We start from the raw sequence: 19451 nt of genomic DNA on the forward strand, positions 1-19451 counted from the left end.
GGATTAACAATGAAAATCAAAACAATAAAAAAATTAGCATTAGTAACTGCAATTGCAATGTGCTCTACAGGTTTATCGGCTAAAGAGCTTTGGTCTGATTTTAGTATTACCGCAATGACAGGAGCCGACTACCTAGAGCCGTTTTCAGGGGAGGAAGATGATAGAAGTGTTGTTACTATAGAGCATGCATCGGGACATACATGGGGCAGTACGTTCTTCTTTATGGATAGATTAAGTAATCCCGATGAAGTGTACGGTGAGCTAAACATAAACCCTACTCTTTACAAGCCACAAAATAGCTTTGTTAAAGAGGTGTTTTTAGGCTTACAAACAGAGTATGGCTCGGGAGATACGGATCAAAATAACTATTTATTAGGGGGCGGTGTATCACTTGATGTACCTGGCTTTCAATATTTTAATGTGGCTTATTATCGTCGTTTTCAAGATGATATAGGTATTCAACGTGAAGATAATAACCAAATAACAGTCACGTGGGGCTATAACAAAGGTAACTTTAGATACGATGGCTTTTTAGATATTGTAGATAGCACCGACACAATGTTTGGTAAAAGTGAAGGTGGCTTTAACTTTACCTCGCAGATTAAATACAATATTGCCCCTATGCTCGGCTTAGATACCACTCGTCTTGATGTGGGTATTGAGTATGTTTATTGGAAAAATAAATTTGGTGTAGATGGGCAAACCGAACATAATCCAAACTTACTAGTTAAATGGCATTTTTAACAGCAAATTGAATGGTATTTAATTAATAATTAAAGGCTACTTTTTAGTAGCTTTTTTATTTGATAATCTTAAATAATTGAATAGCTTAAATTAATTGTGTTAGATTGCTTTTTAATAACACTATATGGATTTTTTGCATGGACTCTGAAATTGATTTTTCTACCTACACTTTAGATGAGCTTTACTCATCAGCGAGAGCTATAGATCGCGAAGCCTACCCAGATCGAGCAAAAGAAATAGACGACTTAATTAAAATGCGAGAAGCACAGAGCCCATCTGAAAATATTGTATCAAAAGTAGCAGGAGAAAAAGCAACGCGCTCAGATAGGCTAGTAGCTGCTATTGTTGATGGCGTTTTAGGTGTTGCTTGTTTTATACCTGTATTCATACTCGTAGGGTTTGATAATTTAAGCCAACCAACACTTACTTTATCTGCAGGTTTGCTAGGTTATGGCATATTAAGCACGTTAGTGCTTCATGGTTACCTTATGTACCAACGCGGACAAACGATTGGTAAATCTTTAATGTCTATCCGTATTGAAAATTTAGATGGTACACAAGCAAGCTTTACTACAATTTACTTTAAACGCATGCTTTGTATGCAACTATTATCACTTGTACCTTCGGTAGGTCAGTTTATAGCAGGTTTTGTTAATCCATTATTTATATTTGGAAAAGATAAACGATGTTTACATGATCATTTAGCGGGAACAAAAGTGAGTTATGTAGATTAATTAGGATATTAATTATGGCAGCTTTGCCTAGGCAAAAAAAACTACCCGGATTTAAAATAGTCTATAGTTTGGCTTTATCAGCATTATTTATTGTCATTTTGCTATTTTACATGGAAGTAATTAACGAAAAACCTTTATTGCATCAGTTTTTATATTTGTTTGGATTATCTTCTTTAGGAGTGGTTATTGAATGGCTATCTACAAATAATAAGCAATCACAAGTTATTGATATTGCCAATGGTGAATTTAAATTACTTGGTATAAATATAAAGGTGTCTGAGCTAGAAGAAGTACTTTATTGTTAATCGAAGCGGTTTGAGCATACCTTAAGGTTTAAATTTAGAGACGCGACTTACCGAGACATAGAAATATCAGCCCCTGACTTGATTGATGATTTGTGTTTTTATCACTTTATGGTTGGTAACGGTTTACCAGTAAAAATGACAGACGATACAGGGCGTTTTTTTGAGCGAACTTAACGTTACAGCAAGGAGCGAGTGATGATTAAAACAGCTTTTATGCTAGCAAGTGCGGTCTTTAGTGGATATTCACATGCAGACTCATTTGAAGGATGCTATTCAAGAACAGACAAAATAACTAGCGCGACCCCTATGCTCAACGACGATGGTAGCGAAAGTGATGAGCGTTTTAAATTAAAAACGAGCTATATAAATATATTTAAAAAAGACGATAAATATTTTACAGAAGGTCTTATCTGGGGCTTTAACTTTCATATTTGCACTATCACAGCTCCGTTAGAAGGGGCGGCAGAACCATTACCTTTAGTACTAAAGGGTAAAAAACTGGTGTTTGAAGAGCAAGAGCCCGAATACGATATTAACTGTAAGTTTGAGCTAGAATTTGATGAGAATGGTTTGAATATTATGGATGAAAACTATCATTGCTCTAACTACATGTTTTACTGTGGAGTACACGCAAGTGTTAATAATATTCAATTAGTTAAAACGTCTAAAGGGTGCAATTAACAAAGCCATTTTTAATATTTTTTGGATTAGCTAGTTTGTATTTTAACTTGTTGGTACAGCTAAGAAGGACTTACCATGCGCAGTTTTTTATTATTTATAGGCTACTCATCTTATATTGGTAGTATGGGTGATGGTCTGCTTGGTTTATATGCCTTATGGGTTCTAATAAGTAATGAATTAGCGCTACTAAGCTTATCGCTTAATGACTTTTTAGCGCAGTATGTTGAGTTTATATTTTGGGTGAAGCGGGTCGCATTTTATGTAATGCCACAAGGCTTTGCCAAGTGGTTATTTGGCCTACCAGCTGTTATTTACTTTCCTGTACGTATATTAATGAGCTTAGTAATTGGTTGGTGGGCGCTTAAAAAGGCAGCACAGTTAAAAAGCTGAAGGGTAATTAATAATTAAAGGCTACTTTTTAGTAGTTTTTTTATTTGATAATCTTAAATAATTGAATAGCTTAAATTAGTTGTGTTAGATTGCTTTTTAATAACACTATATGACGGATTTTTTTCATGGACTCTGAAATAGATTTTTCTACCTACACTTTAGATGAGCTTTAATCATCAGCGAGAGCCTAATATTTTATTGCGGATTTAATAATGTATCAAACGCTGTTTGATTAGCAAAAGTTACAAAATGGCGTATTTCACTAAATTGGTAATATAATTAAAAAACCTTACCGATTTTTTTGACTAGTAACCAAGGATGATTATGAAAAACAACACACAGCTAATTTTAGCACTAGCGGCCTCTTTAATTTGTTACTCAACATATATTGTATTGATAGATAAACCTTTTAGTTTGCAAGCGCTTAACCTGTTTTTATTTCCCGTTATTTTATATTTTGTGTTTATTCGTTCGCGTAATGTTGAGCAAAGCCCGTTAAAGGCTGTACGCGTTGAGGGGCAAATATTATACGTTTATAAGCAAGTGTTTAATATTAACGATATTAACAAAGTTGTCATCGACAAAACTAAAAGGCACGGTGTATTTGCACTACCGTATAATCAAGTTGATGGTAAAACAACTGAGTTTATTTTTAATAAAGATGCGTTTGAATCTTTAAAATCCTACCTTTTACAAAACATTCCAAATGTAAAAATTATTGAATAAAGTAAAGAAGTAATAATGAATTTAAAGAGCATATATTATTCATTGGGTTTCTTACTGCGGCGAAAATCAATGAGGTGATAAATGAGAATATTTAGGAAAACAAACGAGTTTGATAAACTGTCGAGGTGTTACGCATGTATTAAATGTGGTACTTGGGTGAGCATAAAAGCCCAAAACTGTATGCAGTGCCAGCATAGTTTTACCAATAATGATAAAAGCTCAATGCAAACACTCTACAATCAAAATAAAGAACAAAACTGGCAACATGCAATATTGCCTATTATTTTTGTAATATTGGTAATAGCTTTATTGTTCATTTAATTTTTGCTTAAAATTTAAAAGTGCTCGACTGCAACTCTGTAACAAAATCCCTCTGTACTTTAACGTGTAAAAACTACCCATAATTAAAATAATTACTCTTGTTAATCCTTCACTAAATATCACATAGCTTACGTTTTTTAATAAATTAAATAAGCTTATAAATTTCAGTCACTTAAATTGTTGGTTTATTTATATTTACTCAGTTTTTTGGCACGTAAGTTGATACAACTCCTAATAAACTTTAAAAAGGAATTACCATGACTGCTGAATACTTTATGGTACTAGGGTTACTCGGTGTTGCATTTTTTGCTGTTGCAGGGGCATTGCTTGGGTATGAAAAAAACATTAGTGGCTTTGGCGTCGTAGTGGTTGCAACCGTTACAGCATTAGGGGGCGGTACCCTCAGAGATATACTTTTAAACAAACCGGTATTTTGGATTGCAACCCCAGAGTATTTATATTCAACCTATGGGGCCGTTATAGCAACAATTGCATTTATTCGATACTTACCGCGCGTTAATAATTACTACTTTTTATTGGTAGACGCTGTGGGTATGGCGCTATTTAATATTATGGGGATAGAAAAAGCACTCATTAATGGCTCTGGCATGGTGGTCGCAATTACCATGGGCATTACTACAGGTATATTTGGTGGTTTAATACGCGACGTAATTTGCCGTGAGGTACCAACTGTTATGCGCAGCGAACCTTACGCCTCTGCGTGTTTAGCGGGTGGTGCAGTCTATGCTGCTTTATTTAGCCTTAATGTAGATTACATTTGGTGTATTTTAGGCTCATTTTTCACGACTATCTTTTTAAGATTAGGCTCTTTGCATTGGGGTTGGCATTTAACTATTTTCAGAAAAAAAGACTTCAGAGATCAAAGCGACTAATTTTAGCTACGAGTAGCTCGCGTTTGCATGTGGTACTCGTAATTATCCTCATCCGTTATAGTAAAACCCAGCCGCTTGTAAAGTCCTAATGCTGGGTTGTTTTTAAGCACGGTGAGTTTAATGGGTTTTGACTGCGCACTTGTAATAACTTGTTCAATAACCGCTTTCCCATACCCTTTATTTTGGTGCAATGGATGTATTTGTAATTGCATTATTTCAACGTGTTGAGCGTGTGTTTGGTATTTTTAAGTACCAATTGGTACCTCATTTATAACTATAAGATGGGAGCAGTCATATTGATCATTAAGCCTTAAAACATGCTGTTGATCTGTTAAAAATAACCCGGCATTTTCTAAGTGTTCAATCATAGTCAGTTTTCTGAGGCTTAATAAGTAGTCTCTGTCTGAATATGCTGCTTTTATGAATTTAAAAACCATAGTGCTCCCTTGCAACAGCCTTAATGTTTATATTTGTAGAACTAATCAAAATAAGTGCGCAGTATTAAATGTGCAAGCCAAGCTAACAAAGGCAATACTACCAATACCCAAGTGCTTTCCACCAAAGCCCGCCAATAATTCCCCATACACTTAAATTAATAACGCTCATTATAAGGCCCATTACCCACCAGTCTTTTAACGATACATAGCCTGAGCCAAACACTATGGGTGATGTGCCTGTTGCGTAATGCGTTAACGACATCATGAGTGATGAGGCGCCAGCTAACAGTAAACCTAAAAATAAAGGCGGAGCGCCAAGCGCTAAACCTGCGGCGTAAAATGCGGCAAACATAGCAGTAATATGTGCTGTAGTACTCGCAAAAAAGTAATGAGCGTAAAAATATACAGCTACCAATATAATGGCCGATACAATCCAGTCAAAGCCCAGTTGCGCAATATTGCTCTCAACAAGTGTTGAAAACCACGTTACCAAACCTAGTTTATTTAAAAAAGTGGCCATCATTACTAATGCTGAAAACCAAACAACGGTATCCCACGCAGACTTTTCTTTAAGTACATCGTCCCAGCTTAATACACCAGTCACTAATAAAACCGATAAACCTAAAAAGGCCACTGCGGTTGTGTTAACTGCGTAGTCAGCCCCTAAAATCATTGCAGGTACGCCGGCCCATAAAACAAGCAGCATAGCAAAAACACCCACCATTATTTTTTCGCCATAACTCATTGGGCCCATTTCAGTTAATTTAGATTCTGCGTAGGTTTTAGCGTCGGGCGTACTTTTAACTTCAGGTGGGTAAATGGCATAAACAACCAAAGGCACAAGGGCAATACATAGCAAACCAGGAACAAGCGCTGCCAGCGCCCACGTACTCCAAGTAATACTGATATTTGCACCGGTAGCATCAGCAATCAGTTTTACAATTAGAGGGTTTGGCGCAGTCGCTGTAATAAACATAGCTGATGTAATAGGGTTTATATGGTAGCTAACTAAAGCAAGGTAGTGCCCAATTTTACGAGATGTGCCTTCCTCAGGGGAAGAGCCAAAGCTTGTTGCTATAGACTTCATTATTGGGTGAATAATAGCGCCGCCTCGCGCGGTATTACTTGGCGTTACAGGTGCTATAACAAGTTCAGAAAGTGCGAGTGCATAGCCAATACCAACTGTTTTTTTACCAAAAAGAGAAATAAAATTATAGCCAATACGATTTCCCAAACCAGTTTTAGCTAAACCCCGAGAAATAATAATAGCAATACCAATCAACCAAATTAATGAATTAGAAAAGCCACTTAATGCATCTTTAATAGCGCCAGATGGGCTGTCATTAGTTACGCCGGTTAACGCAACAGAAGTAATAGCTAAAATAGCAATGGCGCCAATAGGCATTGCTTTACCAATAATGGCAACAACAGTACCAATAAATAAAGCGAGCAAATGCCATGCGTTTTCGGTAACACCTTGCGGAGGCGGTACAGCAAACCAAAGTAGTAAAACAATGGCTATAGAAATCAGTCCAGAGGTAACTCGAATATCAGTACCCTTCATTAAAATATCCCTAAGTTTTAGAAATGCTTGCATTCTGTTTATTGAAAAGGCGACGTTATTCTACTTCATTTAATAATAAAAAAGATGACGCACATCATATGAATATTAGACTTATTTAATTTTATTAATAAAGAGGAAATAAACTATAAACTAAAGTGATTGATTACATTACCCGATAAGAGCTTACAGTGTGCTTAATTAACTCTGATTTTTAAGAGTTAGCTTGAATTGTTTTATAGGTTCGTAAGGTCTTTATAAACCTCAACGAATACTTGGAAATACAATGAACTTAAAACTAACCAATAACGTGATTACTTTTTTATTAACGACTAGCTTTTTGCTACTTGGCTTGTCGTTTGCGTTAGGATCAAACCCTAATACGTTAACGGCTACGTTTAGTTTTTATGGCGTTGACTCGCTAATGTCTGTACCTGCATTAGGTTTAATTAGTGGCTCCTTTATGATTGCCTTAGCGTTTGCCACCGTGCTCGCTCGCCTTAAACTAATGAAACCTACGCCAGCACTTTTACTTGCAGCAATTATAAGTTTAGTTGCATTACTTACCTTGTTTGCCAGTAACCGTTGGATGGCTCAACTTGGCGGCTTTCCAATCATTGGTAGCGGGCAGGGCATAATTAAATACTTTGCTGTAGTGCCTTTGTATTTGTTTTTGTTTTATAAAGACAAACTTACCGACAAACAACACGTACTTTTAAACTTTATACCGGTTGCTATGGTTTTATTGTGGATTGGCGGCATGAAGTTTTATGAATTTGAAGCAAAAGGCATTGTAAGTTTAGTAGAAACCTCACCGTTTATGTCGTGGTTATACACGGTATTTAGCGTACAAGGCGCGTCTAACGTAATTGGCGGGTTTGATGTATTATTTGCCGTGTTATTGGGCTTAGGGTTATTTTTAAATAATAAAAAGCTAATTATTGTAAGTGGCTTAGCGTGTTTAAGCGTATTTATGATGACCCAAACATTCTTAATTACCGCAACCGGTGCATTTAGTTCTTCCACTTTATTGGATCGTTTAGGACAGTTTGTAATTAAAGATCTGTGGTATATAGCCAACCTTGTTGTTATTGCTTTTTTAATGGTTTTTAAACCGGCTAAATAAAGAGGACGTTATGATCAGTTGCAACCAATACGATTACATCGAAATTGCCTGTATGCACCATTTAAGCATTGAGCTTATATTAAAAAATGGTGATGGTGTATGCGGGATAGCAACTGACACAAAACGCAATGCTAATAGAGACGAATGCATAGTTGTTAGCGTAAATAGCGAGCTGCAACACATCGTGCTCACTACAATCAGCGTACTTAAAGCGCGTGAGAAAAATCCATACTTTGACCACGTGAATTTTGAAGTAAAGTAAATACCTCACTCATTCGTTTTTATCATAAACACCTCTGCGAGCCTGTATCATTAATATTTTAAGGCTCGCTTATCTCACCAATGCTTTAGCTAATTACGCGCTAAATACATAAAGCCAAAATTTTCCTATTACTTTTTCCTCTGTTTTATAATCGAGTTTTTCCACCAGATAAGGCTAAACGCCAACTATTAAAGCGTATAACAATGCTAAACCAGTATAAGTAAGCCTCAATAAGCCTTAACTAGCGCTTAGTATCCGTACGTTTGTTAATTATGGTCGTAAAAGGTAGCTACATAAATAAAGCTGACTTACAGAGCCAGCTGTTTAAATAAACAGCTGTTTTAATTTTGTCCGATAACATCATTAAAAATCGTTTTGGTGAAAAATAACAAAGACCTTTTTATAACATGCCTAATCACTTGTTTACATTAAAGTTATTTAGTGAAATTATTGAGCTATGTAATATACGCCGTTCTGGGGTGTTATAACCCCCCGAAGTGGTGTCTAATAAGCAGATTAGTTTTAAATCTGACCAAGGAGTAGGTTTCATGAAAAAGCTCATATTACTAAGCAAAACCTCAATATTGTTTTGCTTAGTATCAAGTAGTGCCTTTGCTACGCCTAAGGTAAATATAAATACGGAGTATTACTCAATACATGGTTCAACGGCTAATGAGCTAAGAAATGAAATGAATACTAAAAGCTCTATTAAGCAATCGGGAAACACCTACGATGCTTATACTTCTTGGTTTGTTAATTGGCGCTTTAACTGGAATGAAAGTAATGGTCTGTGCTCTATGATGAGTGTTAAAAGTACTGTCAAAGTTAATTTCACTCTTCCCAAGTGGGAGAATAGTAATAGTGCAAAGGTAAACCTAAAAAAGCGTTGGGCACATTATTACAATGCACTAATTGCTCACGAAAATGGCCATAAAGACTTTGGTATTAATGCAGCTAAAGAGATTGAAAATCGTCTGTCAGTTTTAGCAGCAAAAAATTGCTCTAGTTTAAAAAGTAAAGCCAATAGTCTTGGTAAAAAGATTATTGATAAATACGTAGTGCTTGAAAAAAAGTATGATAAAAATACTAATCATGGAATGAAAAATGGGGCTGTATTTCCATAAAACATAACAGCACGCCCAGGGGGGGACAGCAAGCACCAAAGCTCACTTTTCACCGCAAATTTTAATAGTGGTGATCCCTTACTTTTCAATGCTGTTAAGTAAGTTGATTCGTCGTAAGGCGTGTGTGTTTTCCAGCACCTAAATAGTATTCGTATCCACTTAAATGCCAATGAAGTGATGATGGTATTATGAGGCTTTCCTATGGTTTCTTGCTGCCAACTATCGTGGTCAATTAACGGTGCTTTAGCCCAAAATAAATAACGCACAGATAATCCTGCTCATTCTAGAAAGAGTAAAAAAGGTACCCACACTAAATTTTTCAGTAATACCTTCCAAAACGCCAATTAAAACAACACCAAACACTTCTTTATATGCTGCGTAAAAGCACAGTAATAGATTGAACCAAAATAGGAACTCAGCTATGGTTTGTTTATCAATAAAAATAAATAAAAAAACGAGTTAATCTACAGGCTCGTTATGTAACTACGTGAGGAGAGATGATGAACAAGGAAACTATAGGGAAATACGTCGCAGTTTTGGGTTTATTGCTTTTCTGGGCACCACTTTGGGGAATTGTTGATTCGTATTTAATTATGTCCTCTTCATTTCAAGAGATAACGCTGTTTGGAAATAATGAACCTAAAATATCACAAGAAGAAATGTCATCAACAGCTTTGTCTACAGTAACAGGGTTCATCTTATTTTTAGTTGCACTTTGCTTTTTAACATTTTCCGTTGTGGGCTTAAACTATCGAACTGAGTGGCTTTTTTGGGTACTAATAATATATTCAACATTGTTACTCTTCATGTTCCCTGTTGGCACAGTGCTAGGAGTAACTGTGCTGGCAGCGCTAGTTTTGAACAGGAAAAAATTTGGACTTGACGGTGACGTTACATAACAAAACCATTAACCGGATTTGTGCAAGAGCGCCACAAATCGGTTATGGCAGGCGTTAGCTTTCTAAGAAGGTTTCGAGTTGAGAACAATATTTAGCTTTATTTTAGCCTCTTTAATTGTTGCATTTTTAGCGCCAATGGCAATTGAAATGAAATTTACTATTATGCCTTTTGGTATATTTATTTGGACGTTAATAGTTGTTCTAATTTTGGTTCCAGTAACAGCATTTCCCATTTATAAATTTATCACTAAAAGCTGTGGTTATTCGCTAAATACAGTGCTCAAATCTTCAGTTATATCTACTTGCTTAGTTTCTTTCTTTTTTGTTTTCCCTTCAGGTTTAGATAGCTCAATTATTAATGATAAGGTATTGGTCGAAAATGGTTCAATTACGTTAATAGGTTATGGATATAGCTTTTTACAATTGTTTTTATTTTCTATAGTAGGTCTTGTTGCTGGTATTGTATTTTACGTTTCAAAAATAGAGTTAAACAAAAGCTAAAGAATTAGGATGAAATTCATTCTAACTTTTACATAAATAATAAATTAAAGCAGCGGGTTAAGTGAGTTTTATAAAAATGAATCACGCAAAAAGCTGAGCTACAATGAAAGAAAGAGTAAAAATCCAACCACACTAAACTTTCCCGTAATACCTTCCAAAACACCAATTAAAACAACAGCTAAGAATTTTTTATATTCCACGTGAAATACAGTAATAGATTGAACCAAAATAGGAACTCAGCTATGGTTTGTTTATCAAAAAAATAAAAAACGAGTTAATCTACAGGCTCGTTAAGATTAAAGAAACTAATTAATTGAATCTGGCTGTTAGAGCTATTCTACAGCCTCGTTGTATTGCTAAAGGATTATCGTGAAATATTCTAGGATTGTACTCTTTTCAGTAGGCTTGTATTTATTGCTAGTTGCTTTATCAACAATAGCAACAAAGATTGTTGGCTTTGATGAAATGACTCAAAGTACCTCATTAACTTTTACTTATTACGTCCTCGGATTTGTAACCTCTTTAATCGTTTATTGTTACCTAGGCTATAAGCAAACAGTGAGTCCGTATAAACAAGCCTTTTTAGTTGCGGCGGTTTATTGGTTTATTGATCTAAGTGTCGGTGCCTTACTATACATTTCATTAGAAATATCAATGGATCCTCTGATATATTTAATTCCAGCTTTTCTGCATGTTGTTGCTGTTTTATTAGGGACATTACTTGGTATTCAATTACGTCGTAAAAGAGTTGAGCGTAAATAAATAAACCGTAAAGCAGAACAAAAAAAGCTGGTTTTTGCTCCTTCATCCTAACCTTAGATAACAACCTTACGGCCTATTTATTCGGCATAAGTAAAAAAGGAATTTAAATTTGCTATTCGATTGGTTTAGCTCTGAAAAGCCAAATGTTTATTTGGGATCGTTAGCTGTAGCTAATAACAGCCATTTTTCTAAGGTAGAGTCGTTTTTTTATATAACGGGCGATTCACTACAAGATCATATGCACAAGAAGCTTGAGGATATTTTTTGTCTTCACAGCATTTCGTCTATTAAAGAGCCTAAAAAGTCAGATATTGGTTTAGATGTTGTTATAGTTACTTTGCATGGTGGTGATGCATTCACTATAGATTTTGATACAGCTATTATTCCGCTATTTTGGCGACCAAAAGTTAAGTTAGTATCGCGCTTGTATAACATTAAACACAATAAGACGATTAAAACGTTCAGCGTTTCTAAATCTGTTACGTGGCGCGAATTCATAGCTAAAAAATTTAGCTTAAGAGGCTTTTTTCGTTGGGGTCCTTTGTACCATAACGAAGACATGGAAATACTGTTGTATAAAGCATGCTACGAGTTATTAAATAAAATGCGAAAGGTTATTTAACCAGTAGCCAATAAGAATAATTAAAATAAGATAAAAATACATTTTGCTCTTGGTGAGCATCATTACAAACAAAATTACTAATCATAAAAGGATTGAAGAATGAAAAAATTTATATACGCAGCTGCAGCTATTTTATTGCCTACCATTCTTGGGGTTTTATTTGGTGGCATTATAAGCGAGAAAAGTGGTTTTTTAGAAAGCTTTAAAGCATACGGTTTTATTTGCTTACCTATAGCTGCTGTAACCTATTTTGCAGGTTTACGTGCAAACCAAGGTAAAGCTAAATATGAAGTTAGCAATAAATTAACCAAGAACAAAAAGTAGTTCGCTTTGCTGCCACAATGCTTATTTTTACAAATATATTTTGCCTATTTAAGGCAGCACTAGATATAAAAATACAAGGATGCATAATTGAATTATTTAAATTGGTTACAAAAGACATACCCAGAGCTAAATGAGATATCAAATGAGACTATTAACTCTCATATCGACAAAGCAAAGTCTGATACAGAGCTTTTTAGGGAATTCATTAAAGTATTAGGTAGCTTATTTTTTATTATCCCGTTTAACTTATACCTTTACATTTCGGGTATTCAGGCATCTAACAGCCCTTTATATTGGTTTTTGGTTGTGGCTTCAATTGCTGTTGGTGGTTTTATCGGGCTTTATTGCGAGCAAAAGGTCATTAAAAAACGTCTTAAAAAAATAATACAGTTAAAGGCGTTTTAAATGACTAATGATGAAGTGGTTCCAAAGCTACGCAGTGCAAAAGTTAAAGTTGTACTTTATGTCTCGGGCTTATTTTTACTTTTGATCTATGTTGATTTTTACTTGGCCGACACTTCAGAAAAAACAACACAAAGTATGCTATCAAGTTCACCGTTCTCCATTATTATTTTTGTTTGCCTACAGTTAGCAATAATGCTTACTTTTACTTATTTGGAGAAAATCCTTATTGGTATAAATCAAACAAAAAATAATGCCGATATATCGAATTGAGATGACAGGCTTTTGAATTATTACCAGAGCCGCTTTTGAAAATTTATGCATAACTGAGTAACTGATTGAACAAAATAGGAACTCAGCTATGGTTTATTTATCAATAAAAACAAATAAAAAACGAGTTAACCTAGAGACTTGTTATATTTTTATTCAATTTCGGAGTCACTTTGAAAAATAGTCATTATCAAATTCTAAAATATATTTATGACAATGATGATGCGGGTATTAAAGAAATATCATCAATTATGATTCGTACACATAATGACCATCGTGATTTTTACTCACTCGCTGCCTTGTTGGACTCTGGATATATTGGCTTTACAGGGCCTGTATACTTTGATAATAATGGTAAACTTGAAACTTATAAGCAAGTTAGAATGTTTCAGGCATATTCTCAGGGAGATGGAAGTCAAACATATGATGGGGTAACTATCATGGGTAACAAAGATGATTCATATTTATATATTGGCTCTAAATCAATCGAGTATTTTAATACAAGAAATGAGACTAGAAAAGGTTGGTATTTAGTCGCTGCATTAGCATTAGTTACATCAATAATTTCAGGTGTTATTGTTAGTGCATTAACCAATGGCTGATTTGCATATAAAATATAACAACATGCCCTGAGGTGGACGACTAGTAAAATTCAGCTATTAATTGCAAATTTTAAAAGTGGTGAGTCTCTTCGTTTTCCACCACCTAGATACAACCCTTATCCATTTGAATACCAGCGATCTAATAATCAATTGCGCTATCCCCGCTTATTTCACTTCAGCGATATCATTAAACGCGCGCAATTTCCCTTAAAACCAATACCCTAAAAAAATAATTATGGGAGGCCCTGTAGTCAAATAACAATATTTTAGTAAACGCGAGTTCATATTTCGTCACGTAATATCCATACAGAACTTTAAGTTAAACATACGTTCGAGCAGCGTTCCCATTTTTATTTGACTCAATTTATTGGACATTCTTTTTATGAAATTAAAGTTATTTATCGCAATTATTTTTAGCACTTCGATGTCGTCTTACGCGACAGAAGCAGTAGATCAAACGGAGTTTTCATTCGAAGACTTAAAAGCGCTGGCAAAAGCCTCAGCCGAAAAGCCCTATACGGCAACCAAGGTGCCAGCGCCGGAGTTAATCGATAAAATTACGTATGACGAACATTGGAAAATACGCTTTAAAGAAGATGAAACCTTATACCCAAGTGGAAAAAAGGCACCTGTACAATTATTTTACCCTGGCCGATATTTTCCTGAGCCAGTAAGTATTTACATCAGAGACGATAAAAATCAGGTTCAAAATGTACCTTTTAGTAATGATGTTTTTGATATGCCTGATGACAGCCCAGCTCACGATCTCCCAGAGGGGTTTGGATTTGCAGGCTTTAGAATAATGCGCCCAGATATGAAACCAGATTGGATATCTTTTCTAGGCGCGTCTTATTTTAGAACTGATGGGCCAGAGGGGCAATATGGACTGTCAGCCCGAGGTATCGCGATTAATACGGGCATGAATCAGCCAGAAGAATTTCCGCGCTTTTCTGCATTTTGGATTGGCCCCGCAGAGAAAAAAGGTGAAAGTGTGTCTGTTTGGGCATTGCTTGAAGGGCCTTCTATCACTGGTGCTTATCGATTTGGTTTAAGCAAAGATAACAAAGAAGCCAAAGGCCATATCACCTCAGTGAGCGCTAATTTGTATATGCGCGCCGATGTTGAACGCTTAGGCGTGGCACCGTTAACCAGTATGTATTGGTACTCACAAAAAGATAAAACAGAAGCTAAAGATTGGCGCCCAGAAATTCACGACAGCGATGGCCTGGCGATTCACACAGGATCGGGTCAATACGTTTGGCGCCCCTTAAATAACCCTCAGTCGGTGTCGACCAATAGCTTTATTGATGAGAACCCAAAAGGGTTTGGTTTAATCCAAAGAGATCGTGACTTTAATAACTACCAAGACGACGGCGTATTTTACAATAAGCGTTCATCAGCGTGGATAAAACCTACTGACGATTGGGGCAAAGGCGCAGTACAGTTAATCGAAATTCCTACAAAAGATGAAACGTTCGACAATATTGTTGCCTACTGGGTGCCCAAAAAAGAGGCGCGCAAAGGTGATGAGTTTACCTTTTCTTATGATATTGAATGGCGTCCACTCGATCCAAAATCAAAAACGCTTGCAAGCGTTGTAAATACTCGCCAAGGCTTAGGGGGAATTCCCGGCCAGCCTATTCCTGAAGGCGTTAACAAGATGGTGATTGATTTTGAAGGTCCAGTATTTAAAGGCTTAGATAACAAAAGTGGTATAAAGCCGATTGTTGAAGCCAGCAACGGTGAAATACTAGAACCTATTGGAGTTTATCCGGTAGTTGGTACAAACCAATGGCGATTAGCGTTTGACTACAAACAAGCTAACAACAATCCGGTGAACATACGCGCGTATTTAGTTGATAAAAATGATGAAGCTATAACTGAAACATGGGTAAGTGATGCAAAGGTAACGATTAAATAAGACCTTAAATAAGCATTAAAGTAAAACGGGTGGCTATATTTTGATTTTCTGTCAATTATAGCCATCATAATGTCTTTTAAAACGCCAATCAAAACACCATTAAAACTCCCTTTTATATCCCACGTAATATACAGTAATCGATTGAATCAAAATATGAACTCGGCTATGGTTTGTTTATCAATAAAAATAAAAAAACGAGTTAACCTGCAGCTTGTTAGCTGTTTCGAGGGGTTGTATGTTTTTTTTGAGTGAATTATTTTGTTGGGAGCGAGGCCGACAAAAATCAGGCTACGATAAAATGTTGATTTGTGGTGCTACGTGGCCAATTAAATTTGATACATATTTGCTTAAATTCCCACAAGGAAGTGAAATAGCACCACACACAGACAAAGTTGAATCTGGTAAACACTATCGATTGAATATAGTGCTTAAAAAAGCAGATTTGGGTGGTGAGTTTATTTGCAGTGATCCGATATTTGAAACAAAGCGGGTTAAGCTATTCCGCCCTGATGTAAGTGAGCATCAGGTATCAAAAGTTATAAAAGGTAATAGATATTTACTCAGCATTGGGTGGATAAAAAGGAGCTCTAAATGCTAGATTTAAGACCTAATTGTGAATGTTGTGATAAGAATCTACCTGCACAGTCCACAGAGGCTTTTATTTGTTCATTTGAATGCACGTTTTGTTCTAGCTGTGCTCAAACGGTGTTAAATAACATGTGCCCAAACTGCTCAGGTAATTTGGTTCAGCGGCCAATTCGCCCTTTGGCTGCACTAAAAAATTACCCAGCATCGACTAAGCGGGTATTAAAAGAAAGTGGTTGTGCGCCAAACACATAAGAACACAAAGTATAATAATTACATTTCTGGGTATGGAGATCTGATGAGAAAATCCTTTGAATTTACTATTAAGTCAATCAAAGTTAAAATAATTAACACTTGGTTTAGTGGTGCTAAATTATATGTGAATGGTGACTTACGAGATACTGACAAAACTTTGTTAGCTATTAGGAATAATACTTTACTATCTGCAAATTTAGGTGAGTTGGGTGTTCTAGAAATCAAGCCATTATCGGGTTTAATTACCGTCGAAATGGATGCATATTTGGTCAATGGTACAAACATTCAACATGTATATAGCTCACATAAACGCCTTAGCTTAAAAGAGCAAAGGGCAGCCCGATAAAGCTACTTTAAATAACGTATATTCCTGCATTTACCTGCCTTCAGTAATAACCTCCAAATGACTTTGAGGAGGTTTAAGCCTCTAAGCATACCAAGTTAATATACTTGGTTTACTCGATTACCTTAAAATCACTCACACTCTTTCACATAAAGTAAAAGCGCGCTGTACATTACACTGAGTGCCTTTGTTACATCGCTGTCGATAACCGCTTCTGCTGGGTGATGGCTTATACCGCCAGGACTGCGTATAAACAACATGCCAACGGGGCAAATTGGAGCGATTGCCATTGCATCGTGCCCTGCGCCTGAGGCAAGTGAAGGCGATGCTTGGTTATTGAGTTTACATGCGCTTGAAAACAAATGCTGAATAGTGGTGTCGCACGCTACGGCATCGGCGGCATGCGTCCATTGCCAATCAAACGTTAAATTGCGTTTGCTTGCTATAGATTGTGCGCTGCTTTGTATGGCGCTTAGTAAGTTAGCGAGATCGGTGTCGCTTTGTGCGCGTGCGTCTAGGCTTATGGTTGTTTTGCCTGCAATCACGTTTGTAGCCCCAGGGCGAGACTGTATTTGCCCTACGGTTGCAACTTCGCCGTTTTTAGCATTGCTTGCTAGTTTTTCAATTTCGGTTACTAATTCAGCGCAGCCTGCTAGTGAATCCTGCCTCAAGTTCATTGGCGTTGTACCCGCATGACCGCTTTGCCCTGTTAGGGTAAGCATGGCGCGCTTTGCTCCTGCGATTGCAGTTACAACGCCTAACGCCTGATTAACCGATTCGAGTACAGGACCTTGTTCAATATGAGTTTCCCAGTAACCTAGTAATTCGTTTTTGTTTAGTGCGGCCTTTGCATAGTCGTTGGGGTTTAAACCAAAGTCCAGCATGGCTTGGCGCATTGTTATGCCGTTTGTGTCTTCAATGTTTAGCCACTGTGGGTCAAATTCGTTAGCGAGGGCTTTTGAGCCAATTAAAGTGGTGGCAAAGCGGGTGCCTTCTTCATCGCAAAAGCCCACTACATCTAAATGAAAGGGCAGGTCGAGCTTTAACTTATGTGCAAGCGCTGCAATTTCTATCCCCAGTAGTACACCTAAAATACCATCAAACGCACCTGCGTTTGGTACTGTGTCGAGGTGCGATCCAATAATTAAACGTTTAGCATGTGGGTTTGATGATTTAAGCCGCCCCCAAAGGTTGCCCACTTCGTCTTGCCACGATTGCATGCCTGCCTCAACCATCCACGATGCAGTAAGGGCGTTACACTCTTTGTGCTCTTTTGATAAGTACACGCGGTGAATACCGCCTTGCATTTGCGATAGTGCGCTGAGAGTTTTACAGCGAGATAAAGCGCGTGTTGCGTATTCATCAGCAAGTTCTTTATCTAATAAAGGGCTGTGTTGTGGGCTTACAATCGTCATGCTAAATCCTTTTTTTATTTATAGTGAGCAAGGGCGGCAATGGCGGCTTCGCCTTTAGGGCCTTTATAGCCGTTGGCATGTAAGCAAGCGTCTAAGCTTGCAAGTGTTTGTAATACGGTATCTTTTCGGGCGTTGTAACCCATGGTACCAATACGCCAAATTTTGCCATGAAGTGGCCCAAACGAGGTGCCAATTTCTATTCCAAAATCGGTTAGCATTTGCCCGCGTACGTGATCGGCATTAATGCCCTCGGGTATATAAACACCCAGTACGTTGTTCATTTTATGGTTTAAATCGCCAAATACGTTTAAGCCGAGCGCTTGAATGCCTGTTAGCATGGCATCGCCATGTAATTTGTGGCGCGCTACGCAGTTATCCACGCCTTCTTCAATGACTATGCGGGCGCATTCTGAGGCGCAATACAGCATGCTGGTGGCTTCGGTATGATGATTTAGGCGCTCTTCGCCCCAGTAATTCATGATCATGCCTAAATCAAAATAGTTTGAGCGTACAAAGGGTTCTGTGCCGTCGGTATGGTCGGCCGTGCGAATACCTGCTTCTACCTTTTTACGTTTTTGGATCCACTCGGCGCATTTGTCGCTAAGCGTTAATGGCGCAGACCCAGAAGGTCCGCCTAAACACTTTTGCAGACCAACAGAAAGTGCATCGAGTTTCCATTCATCGGCAGGAAGTTCGTTACCCACAATAGATGCGGTGGCATCGCAGTAAAATAGTACATCGTGCTTTTGGCAAATATCGCCAATATGCTCAAGAGGTTGGTTCATGGTGGTGGATGTATCGCCTTGTACCATAGCAAGTACATGGGGTTTTACATCAACAATGGCTTTTTCGATTTGCTCTGGCGTAAACACTTCACCCCACGGTACTTCTATTGTGTGCACCTTTGCGCCAACACGTTCTGCTATTTCAGCAAGTAGGTGGCCAAAGCGCCCCATAATTGGTACTAGTACTTTATCGCCTGGGCGTAAAATTGAGCATAATACGGCTTCAATCCCTGCGCGCGATGTGCCATCTATTAGCATGGTCCATTCGTTTTTGGTTTTAAAAATTTCGCGGTAACGTGCCATGGTTTCGTTCATAAAACCGGTCATTACTGGGTCGTATTGGCCTATAAGCTGCGCCGACATAGCACGTAAAACACGAGGGTCGGCATTAATTGGGCCTGGTCCCATTAATAAACGCTGTGGTGGGTTTAAGGTTTGAACTTGCGTGTTATTAAACATAT

Annotated in this window: 26 protein-coding genes and 1 pseudogene; 22 read left to right on the top strand and 5 right to left on the bottom strand. The window is 37.2% G+C overall.

Going from position 1 to position 19451, the window contains the following annotated elements; genetic code table 11:
- Positions 1–9 precede the first annotated feature (9 nt).
- From FFU37_RS18675 to FFU37_RS18710, 7 genes are all read left to right on the top strand, one after another.
- Entirely contained in the window at positions 10–744 is a 735-nt protein-coding gene (locus FFU37_RS18675) for a DUF5020 family protein (RefSeq protein ID WP_039486644.1), read from the top strand.
- Between the two features lie 137 nt (positions 745–881).
- On the top strand, positions 882–1478 hold the full coding sequence (locus tag FFU37_RS18680) for an RDD family protein (RefSeq protein ID WP_039486646.1): 597 nt from the start codon (positions 882–884) through the stop codon (positions 1476–1478).
- Between the two features lie 14 nt (positions 1479–1492).
- Positions 1493–1783, top strand: a complete 291-nt coding sequence (locus FFU37_RS20465) for a hypothetical protein (RefSeq protein WP_238719421.1) — start codon at positions 1493–1495, stop codon at positions 1781–1783.
- Between the two features lie 195 nt (positions 1784–1978).
- Complete coding sequence (locus FFU37_RS18690) at positions 1979–2464, top strand: hypothetical protein (protein ID WP_238719422.1); 486 nt, start codon at positions 1979–1981, stop codon at positions 2462–2464.
- A gap of 75 nt (positions 2465–2539) precedes the next feature.
- Positions 2540–2854, top strand: coding sequence for a hypothetical protein (locus tag FFU37_RS18695; protein WP_138490277.1), 315 nt, complete (start codon positions 2540–2542; stop codon positions 2852–2854).
- 324 nt (positions 2855–3178) lie between these two features.
- Positions 3179–3580 carry a hypothetical protein gene (locus FFU37_RS18700; protein WP_024595034.1) on the top strand — a complete coding sequence of 134 codons (402 nt, stop codon included), beginning with the start codon at positions 3179–3181 and terminating at the stop codon, positions 3578–3580.
- A gap of 578 nt (positions 3581–4158) precedes the next feature.
- Positions 4159–4794, top strand: a complete 636-nt coding sequence (locus FFU37_RS18710) for a trimeric intracellular cation channel family protein (protein ID WP_004334621.1) — start codon at positions 4159–4161, stop codon at positions 4792–4794.
- A 2-nt stretch (positions 4795–4796) separates the two neighbouring features.
- Here the strand turns inward: FFU37_RS18710 and FFU37_RS20545 are convergent, their stop codons facing one another.
- Both FFU37_RS20545 and FFU37_RS18720 read right to left on the bottom strand, forming a co-directional pair.
- A complete protein-coding gene (locus FFU37_RS20545; protein ID WP_370659865.1) occupies positions 4797–5006 on the bottom strand; it encodes a GNAT family N-acetyltransferase in 210 nt (69 codons plus the stop codon).
- Between the two features lie 322 nt (positions 5007–5328).
- Entirely contained in the window at positions 5329–6795 is a 1467-nt protein-coding gene (locus tag FFU37_RS18720) for a DASS family sodium-coupled anion symporter (RefSeq protein WP_039486658.1), read from the bottom strand.
- A gap of 283 nt (positions 6796–7078) precedes the next feature.
- Between FFU37_RS18720 and FFU37_RS18725 the strand changes: the two genes are divergently transcribed.
- The 3 genes from FFU37_RS18725 (at position 7079) to FFU37_RS18740 (ending at position 9304) form a co-directional block, all read left to right on the top strand.
- A complete protein-coding gene (locus tag FFU37_RS18725; protein WP_138490278.1) occupies positions 7079–7918 on the top strand; it encodes a DUF417 family protein in 840 nt (279 codons plus the stop codon).
- 10 nt (positions 7919–7928) lie between these two features.
- Positions 7929–8180, top strand: coding sequence for a Rho-binding antiterminator (locus tag FFU37_RS18730; RefSeq protein WP_039486662.1), 252 nt, complete (start codon positions 7929–7931; stop codon positions 8178–8180).
- A gap of 548 nt (positions 8181–8728) precedes the next feature.
- On the top strand, positions 8729–9304 hold the full coding sequence (locus tag FFU37_RS18740; RefSeq protein WP_138490279.1) for a DUF922 domain-containing Zn-dependent protease: 576 nt from the start codon (positions 8729–8731) through the stop codon (positions 9302–9304).
- Positions 9305–9366: 62 nt separating this feature from the next.
- On the opposite strand, the pseudogene FFU37_RS20550 reads toward FFU37_RS18740, so the two are convergent.
- A pseudogene (locus tag FFU37_RS20550) lies at positions 9367–9519 on the bottom strand (IS110 family transposase); the annotation flags it as partial.
- Positions 9520–9804: 285 nt separating this feature from the next.
- On the opposite strand from FFU37_RS20550, the gene FFU37_RS18750 reads away from it, so the two are divergent.
- The 12 genes from FFU37_RS18750 (at position 9805) to FFU37_RS18805 (ending at position 16793) form a co-directional block, all read left to right on the top strand.
- Positions 9805–10203, top strand: coding sequence for a hypothetical protein (locus FFU37_RS18750; protein WP_138490280.1), 399 nt, complete (start codon positions 9805–9807; stop codon positions 10201–10203).
- A gap of 78 nt (positions 10204–10281) precedes the next feature.
- A complete protein-coding gene (locus FFU37_RS18755; RefSeq protein ID WP_138490281.1) occupies positions 10282–10704 on the top strand; it encodes a hypothetical protein in 423 nt (140 codons plus the stop codon).
- Between the two features lie 369 nt (positions 10705–11073).
- On the top strand, positions 11074–11466 hold the full coding sequence (locus FFU37_RS18760; RefSeq protein WP_239022735.1) for a hypothetical protein: 393 nt from the start codon (positions 11074–11076) through the stop codon (positions 11464–11466).
- Positions 11467–11575: 109 nt separating this feature from the next.
- Positions 11576–12088, top strand: a complete 513-nt coding sequence (locus FFU37_RS18765) for a hypothetical protein (RefSeq protein ID WP_007584353.1) — start codon at positions 11576–11578, stop codon at positions 12086–12088.
- 99 nt (positions 12089–12187) lie between these two features.
- The gene (locus FFU37_RS18770) at positions 12188–12412 is read left to right on the top strand and encodes a hypothetical protein (protein ID WP_007584351.1); all 225 of its coding nucleotides are present in this window, start codon (positions 12188–12190) and stop codon (positions 12410–12412) included.
- A gap of 87 nt (positions 12413–12499) precedes the next feature.
- Entirely contained in the window at positions 12500–12817 is a 318-nt protein-coding gene (locus tag FFU37_RS18775; protein WP_007584349.1) for a hypothetical protein, read from the top strand.
- The gene (locus FFU37_RS18780) at positions 12818–13087 is read left to right on the top strand and encodes a hypothetical protein (protein WP_138490282.1); all 270 of its coding nucleotides are present in this window, start codon (positions 12818–12820) and stop codon (positions 13085–13087) included.
- Between the two features lie 170 nt (positions 13088–13257).
- A complete protein-coding gene (locus FFU37_RS18785) occupies positions 13258–13686 on the top strand; it encodes a hypothetical protein (protein ID WP_138490283.1) in 429 nt (142 codons plus the stop codon).
- A gap of 382 nt (positions 13687–14068) precedes the next feature.
- On the top strand, positions 14069–15607 hold the full coding sequence (locus FFU37_RS18790) for an OpgD/OpgG family glucan biosynthesis protein (protein ID WP_138490284.1): 1539 nt from the start codon (positions 14069–14071) through the stop codon (positions 15605–15607).
- A gap of 235 nt (positions 15608–15842) precedes the next feature.
- Positions 15843–16205 (top strand): 2OG-Fe(II) oxygenase, encoded by a 363-nt coding sequence (locus tag FFU37_RS18795; protein WP_138490285.1) that lies wholly within the window; start codon positions 15843–15845, stop codon positions 16203–16205.
- On the top strand, positions 16199–16447 hold the full coding sequence (locus FFU37_RS18800) for a DUF1272 domain-containing protein (protein WP_138490286.1): 249 nt from the start codon (positions 16199–16201) through the stop codon (positions 16445–16447). The genes FFU37_RS18795 and FFU37_RS18800 overlap by 7 nt, the downstream gene beginning before the upstream one ends.
- 43 nt (positions 16448–16490) lie before the next feature.
- Positions 16491–16793 carry a hypothetical protein gene (locus FFU37_RS18805; protein WP_004334655.1) on the top strand — a complete coding sequence of 101 codons (303 nt, stop codon included), beginning with the start codon at positions 16491–16493 and terminating at the stop codon, positions 16791–16793.
- Positions 16794–16921: 128 nt separating this feature from the next.
- On the opposite strand, the gene FFU37_RS18810 is transcribed toward FFU37_RS18805, so the two are convergent.
- Together FFU37_RS18810 and FFU37_RS18815 are read right to left on the bottom strand one after the other, a co-directional pair.
- Positions 16922–18205, bottom strand: a complete 1284-nt coding sequence (locus tag FFU37_RS18810; RefSeq protein ID WP_138490287.1) for an allantoate amidohydrolase — start codon at positions 18203–18205, stop codon at positions 16922–16924.
- A 14-nt stretch (positions 18206–18219) separates the two neighbouring features.
- Complete coding sequence (locus FFU37_RS18815; RefSeq protein WP_138490288.1) at positions 18220–19449, bottom strand: pyridoxal-phosphate-dependent aminotransferase family protein; 1230 nt, start codon at positions 19447–19449, stop codon at positions 18220–18222.
- Positions 19450–19451: the final 2 nt, after the last annotated feature.

Origin of the sequence: Pseudoalteromonas distincta, assembly GCF_005877035.1 — a bacterium.
GTDB classification, from domain to species: domain Bacteria; phylum Pseudomonadota; class Gammaproteobacteria; order Enterobacterales; family Alteromonadaceae; genus Pseudoalteromonas; species Pseudoalteromonas distincta.

Excerpts from the sequence above, each read along its gene's own strand:
- FFU37_RS18675 (WP_039486644.1), top strand. The coding sequence starts at position 10 with ATGAAAATCAAAACAATAAAAAAATTAGCATTAGTAACTGCAATTGCA.
- FFU37_RS18680 (WP_039486646.1), top strand. The coding sequence starts at position 882 with ATGGACTCTGAAATTGATTTTTCTACCTACACTTTAGATGAGCTTTAC.
- FFU37_RS20465 (WP_238719421.1), top strand. The coding sequence starts at position 1,493 with ATGGCAGCTTTGCCTAGGCAAAAAAAACTACCCGGATTTAAAATAGTC.
- FFU37_RS18690 (WP_238719422.1), top strand. The coding sequence starts at position 1,979 with ATGATTAAAACAGCTTTTATGCTAGCAAGTGCGGTCTTTAGTGGATAT.
- FFU37_RS18695 (WP_138490277.1), top strand. The coding sequence starts at position 2,540 with ATGCGCAGTTTTTTATTATTTATAGGCTACTCATCTTATATTGGTAGT.
- FFU37_RS18700 (WP_024595034.1), top strand. The coding sequence starts at position 3,179 with ATGAAAAACAACACACAGCTAATTTTAGCACTAGCGGCCTCTTTAATT.
- FFU37_RS18710 (WP_004334621.1), top strand. The coding sequence starts at position 4,159 with ATGACTGCTGAATACTTTATGGTACTAGGGTTACTCGGTGTTGCATTT.
- FFU37_RS20545 (WP_370659865.1), bottom strand. The coding sequence starts at position 5,006 with ATGCAATTACAAATACATCCATTGCACCAAAATAAAGGGTATGGGAAA.
- FFU37_RS18720 (WP_039486658.1), bottom strand. The coding sequence starts at position 6,795 with ATGAAGGGTACTGATATTCGAGTTACCTCTGGACTGATTTCTATAGCC.
- FFU37_RS18725 (WP_138490278.1), top strand. The coding sequence starts at position 7,079 with ATGAACTTAAAACTAACCAATAACGTGATTACTTTTTTATTAACGACT.
- FFU37_RS18730 (WP_039486662.1), top strand. The coding sequence starts at position 7,929 with ATGATCAGTTGCAACCAATACGATTACATCGAAATTGCCTGTATGCAC.
- FFU37_RS18740 (WP_138490279.1), top strand. The coding sequence starts at position 8,729 with ATGAAAAAGCTCATATTACTAAGCAAAACCTCAATATTGTTTTGCTTA.
- FFU37_RS18750 (WP_138490280.1), top strand. The coding sequence starts at position 9,805 with ATGAACAAGGAAACTATAGGGAAATACGTCGCAGTTTTGGGTTTATTG.
- FFU37_RS18770 (WP_007584351.1), top strand. The coding sequence starts at position 12,188 with ATGAAAAAATTTATATACGCAGCTGCAGCTATTTTATTGCCTACCATT.
- FFU37_RS18780 (WP_138490282.1), top strand. The coding sequence starts at position 12,818 with ATGACTAATGATGAAGTGGTTCCAAAGCTACGCAGTGCAAAAGTTAAA.
- FFU37_RS18790 (WP_138490284.1), top strand. The coding sequence starts at position 14,069 with ATGAAATTAAAGTTATTTATCGCAATTATTTTTAGCACTTCGATGTCG.
- FFU37_RS18795 (WP_138490285.1), top strand. The coding sequence starts at position 15,843 with ATGTTTTTTTTGAGTGAATTATTTTGTTGGGAGCGAGGCCGACAAAAA.
- FFU37_RS18800 (WP_138490286.1), top strand. The coding sequence starts at position 16,199 with ATGCTAGATTTAAGACCTAATTGTGAATGTTGTGATAAGAATCTACCT.
- FFU37_RS18805 (WP_004334655.1), top strand. The coding sequence starts at position 16,491 with ATGAGAAAATCCTTTGAATTTACTATTAAGTCAATCAAAGTTAAAATA.
- FFU37_RS18810 (WP_138490287.1), bottom strand. The coding sequence starts at position 18,205 with ATGACGATTGTAAGCCCACAACACAGCCCTTTATTAGATAAAGAACTT.
- FFU37_RS18815 (WP_138490288.1), bottom strand. The coding sequence starts at position 19,449 with ATGTTTAATAACACGCAAGTTCAAACCTTAAACCCACCACAGCGTTTA.